The following is a 2,836-nucleotide window of genomic DNA, read 5'->3' as shown; positions in this document are numbered from 1 at the left end:
GAGGCCGCCCTCGACAGGCTGATCACGTAGGGGACGGAGAGGTCGAGGCTTCCCACGAGGATGACGAGTGTCTGCCCGATGGCGATGAACCCGAGGATGCTCGTCCCGGTCAGGATGTCGGAGATGTTGCCGGTGCTGAAGAAGCTCCGGCCGGTGGAACCCACGAGGACGATTCCCGCGACGACGGTCACCAGCGCCACCAGGTAGACGATGTTCGTCGAGCTCAGGCGCCTCATGACCGCACCTCGCGGGCGCCGGTGGCGAGGCGCAGCACCTGTTCCTCCGACGCTCCGGGCGGTAGTTCCCCGGCGATGCGCCCGTCCCGCAGCACGATCACGCGGTCGGACATCCCGAGTACCTCGGGCAGTTCACTCGAGACCATGAGGATGGCCCTGCCTTCCCGCGCCAGCTGGCGCATCAGGGAGTAGACGGCGACCTTCGCCCCGACGTCGATCCCGCGCGTCGGCTCGTCGAGCAGGACGACCAGGGGATCGATCGCCAGCCATTTGGCGAGGACGACTTTCTGCTGGTTGCCGCCGGAGAGGAACTGCACTTCCTGGTCGAGGTCGCGGGCGACGACCTCCAGGGACGAGAACACCCCCGGTGCATCCCGGCGGGCCGCAGCGGTGCGCCGGGGATGGACCGAGCGCACCACGCTGAGCGCGTTGTCGAGGATGGACTGGTTGAGGCTGAGCCCCTGTGCCTTGCGGTCCTCCGTGATGAGCGCGACGCGGTGGCGGATGGCGTCCCTCGGCGAGCGCGGCCGGTAGGTCCTGCCTTCGACCGTCATCGCGCCGCGCGTGAAGCCCTCCGCGCCGAAGATCGCCTCGACCAGCTCCGTCCGACCCGATCCCTGGAGACCCGCGACCCCGACGATCTCCCCCGCGCGGAGGGAGAGGCCGACGTCGTCGAGCTGGTCGTTGCCGCCGCCGCTGATCTCCAGCAGCGGTTCCCCGACGGCGGTGCCCGGCAGCGCCTCGGGGAAGTAGGCCGAGATGGGCCGGCCCACCATGGCGCGGACCAGTGAGGCGTCGTCGAGCTCGGCCGCGGGGGACGAGGTGACGATCCGCCCGTCCTTGAGCACCGTGATGGTGTCACACAGGTCGAAGATCTCCTTCAACCGGTGGGACACGTAGAGGATGGCCGTGCCCCGCTTCCGCAGGCGGTCGATGATGCCGTAGAGGAGCTCGACCTCCGGTCCGGCGAGAGCCGCGGTGGGCTCGTCCATCGAGATGATCCTGGCGTCGTAGCTCACGGCCTTCGCGATCTCGACGATCTGCTGCTGCGCCACCGAGAGCGAGCTGACCGACGCCGTCGGCCGGATGGTCGTGATGCCGAGGTCCTCCAGCAGTTCCGCGGTGCGCTGGTTCATGGCCCGGCGGTCGACGAGGAGTCCCTTCCGCGGTTCCCGGCCGAGGTAGATGTTCTGTGCGACGGTCCGCTCGGGCAGCAGGTTGAACTCCTGGAAGACCGTGGACAGCCCGGCGCGGTGCGCCTGCACGGGGTGCGTGAAGTCCACCGGTTGCCCGTCGAGTTCGATGCGTCCCGAGTCGCGGACGTACACGCCTGCGAGCAGCTTCATGAGCGTCGATTTCCCGGCGCCGTTCTCGCCCACGAGTCCGTGGACCTCGCCGGGGAAGAGCTCGAGGGCTGCGTCCTGGAGGACGGGTACCCCGAAGAAACTCTTCGAGAGTCCCGAGACATGCAGGATCGGAGCTGGTGCCCCGCTGGTGCTGACGTCGTCGTCCACGCGCCTACTGTGACACGGCGTCCCCACTTCTGTCGAGCAACATGCAAAAGACGGCTACAGACTCGGGAAAGGGGTGCGTGCTTTACTGGAAAGGTGTCCCTTCCCCTGCCCCACGCGGCGCCGACGAGCCATGGCGGGCCCCGCCAGCGGCTCCTCGGCCCTCCGCCCACGGGAGCCAGTGAGATCTTCCAGGTGCTCAGGGATGGCAGGCCGCGGACCCGGGCCGAGCTCGCGCAGATCACCGGGCTGGCGCGCTCCACGGTTGCCGCACGGGTGGACACCCTCATGGCGCTGGGCCTCGTGTCGCCGACCGGCGGAGCGGTGTCCACGGGAGGCCGGCCGCCCTCGCTGTTCGCACTCAACCCGGCCGCCCGCGTCGTCGTCGGGGCGGACCTCGGAGCGACCCACGCCATCGTCATCCTCACGGATCTCGCGGGCACGGAACTGGGCAGGGAACGCCAGGACCTCAGCATCGCCGACGGACCGGTCGCCGTCCTGGGCTGGCTGATCTCGGCCGTCGACCGGCTCCTCCGGGGGGCGGACCGCGCGCCCGCGGAGCTCGCAGCCATCGGGATCGGCCTGCCCGGTCCGGTGGAACACGACACGGGCCGGCCCATCAATCCCCCGATCATGCCGGGCTGGGACCGGTTCGATGTGCCCGGGCTGGTCCAGGGCAGCTTCGACGTCCCGGTGCTCGTGGACAACGACGTCAACATCATGGCGCTGGGCGAGCAGAGTGCCAACTGGCCCGACACCACCGACCTGATGTTCATCAAGGTGGCCACCGGCATCGGCGCAGGGATCATCTCCGGCGGTGTCCTCCAGCGCGGGGCGCAGGGCACCGCGGGCGATCTCGGCCACGTCCGCGTCCCGAGGGCGAGCGACCGGCTCTGCAGGTGCGGCAACACCGGGTGCCTCGAGGCGCTGGCCGGCGGGCCCGCGCTGGCCGCGGCCCTCAACGAGTCGGCGCAGGTCCCCCTCACGGGCAGCCGGGACGTCATCGAGCTGGTCCGCTCCGGTGACGCCACCGCACTGCAGGCGATCCGGCAGGCCGGACGGGACATCGGGGACGTCCTGGCGACCTGC

2 protein-coding genes and 1 pseudogene are annotated in these 2,836 nt (G+C 70.2%); 1 reads left to right on the top strand and 2 read right to left on the bottom strand.

Annotated features, from left to right (window positions below; translation table 11 throughout):
• Positions 1-236: pseudogene (locus CVO76_RS16525) on the bottom strand (ABC transporter permease); the annotation flags it as partial.
• Complete coding sequence (locus CVO76_RS16520) at positions 233-1,750, bottom strand: sugar ABC transporter ATP-binding protein (RefSeq protein ID WP_208740162.1); 1,518 nt, start codon at positions 1,748-1,750, stop codon at positions 233-235. The pseudogene CVO76_RS16525 and the gene CVO76_RS16520, both read right to left, overlap by 4 nt.
• A gap of 183 nt (positions 1,751-1,933) precedes the next feature.
• Here CVO76_RS16520 and CVO76_RS16515 point away from each other — a divergent pair.
• Positions 1,934-2,836 (top strand): ROK family transcriptional regulator (locus tag CVO76_RS16515; RefSeq protein ID WP_244186347.1); only part of this gene is annotated, 903 nt, incomplete at its 3' end.

The organism is Arthrobacter agilis (genome assembly GCF_002953615.1).
GTDB lineage: Bacteria > Actinomycetota > Actinomycetes > Actinomycetales > Micrococcaceae > Arthrobacter_D > Arthrobacter_D agilis_B.
This window is presented reverse-complemented; position numbering and strand designations above follow the sequence as displayed.